The sequence below is a fragment of the Kitasatospora sp. NPDC047058 genome (genome assembly GCF_040643935.1).
In the GTDB taxonomy this organism is placed as follows: Bacteria; Actinomycetota; Actinomycetes; order Streptomycetales; family Streptomycetaceae; genus Kitasatospora.
The window spans coordinates 1-1,081 of the sequence record NZ_JBEYVJ010000953.1; the positions used below are offsets into that span (position 1 = coordinate 1).

General features: G+C 73.6%; 1 protein-coding gene and 2 pseudogenes. All 3 read left to right on the forward strand.

Annotated features, from left to right (window positions below; genetic code table 11):
* Positions 1-191: pseudogene (locus tag ABZ885_RS41890) on the forward strand (hypothetical protein); the annotation flags it as partial.
* On the forward strand, positions 188-412 hold the full coding sequence (locus ABZ885_RS41895; protein ID WP_360200556.1) for a hypothetical protein: 225 nt from the start codon (positions 188-190) through the stop codon (positions 410-412). The pseudogene ABZ885_RS41890 and the gene ABZ885_RS41895, both read left to right, overlap by 4 nt.
* 265 nt (positions 413-677) lie before the next feature.
* A pseudogene (locus ABZ885_RS41900) lies at positions 678-1,081 on the forward strand (hypothetical protein); the annotation flags it as partial.

A 1,081-nucleotide genomic window follows, 5' to 3' on the forward strand; every position in this document is an offset into this window, starting at 1 on the left:
ACCTCGCCGCGATCGAGACGCCGGACGACCGCACCGTCGTCTTCCACTTCCCGCAGCCGCAGGCCGACGTGTTGACGGCGGTGGTGGCCGCCCGGTGCCGCCCCCGGACGGTGGTGGGGATCGACCGGTCCGAGCGGTTCGCCCGGTCGGCCAGGGACGCGGCCCCGGACCGGACGGGATCCGCGTCGTGATCGCCACGCTGCTCTTCGCGCCGCACGGCCAGGCGCTGCTGTTCCGGCTCACTCCGGCCACCCTGGCAGTCAGCCTCGCCGGCCACCTGGTCTACGGCGGCGTTCTGGGCTGGACCCTCGGGCGACTCGACCGACGGCACCGGGTGCTCAGTGGTGCACCGGCGTGGCCCCGCTTCCGCAACGCAGCCTCGGCCCCCGCCGGGCGGGACGGGAGCCACTGACCCCCGCCGACGACTGCTCCATGAGCCACGACAGCACAGCGGCCTGCCCTGGGCGATGCCTCCGGGCCCGGATGCCGTCGGCGACTGGGGTGATCCGGGCGTGAACAGTGATCCGCGCTCGTGGAACGACAAGGGCCGGCGCATCGTCTCCACCGCGAGGCTGCGCGGCCGGACAGCCGCGCAGTCGGCGCGGGATGTCCGGCCGCCCGGGAGACACGGGCGCGACGCTTCGTGGTCACTCTCGCGGCGGTGTTAAAAAGGACGCATGGTCGAACACGCCGACCGGTCCCGGAGCGCATCGAAGCCGACACTGCTCGCGAGGAACCTCCTCCCCAGGAGCCCGCGGAGCGTCGCCGGCCAGGTCTTCGCGCTGCAGATCGCGGTCGTGCTGCTGCTCATCCTCGGGGCGATCCTGGCGCTGGTCCTGGAATCGCGGAGCGCCAGCGAGGCCGAGGCCCGCCACCGGTCGGTGGCCGTCGCCCAGGCCGTCGCCCACGCCCCCGGTCTCCCGGCGATCCTGGATTCGCCGAATCCGACGGCGGTGCTCCAGCCGATGACGGAGGACACGCGCAAGCAGGCCGGCGTCGACTTCATCGTGATCATGCCGACTTCGGCGGGCCGACCGGCGAACAGCCGCCCGGGGCCGTTGAATTCGACCGGGGGCCGGCC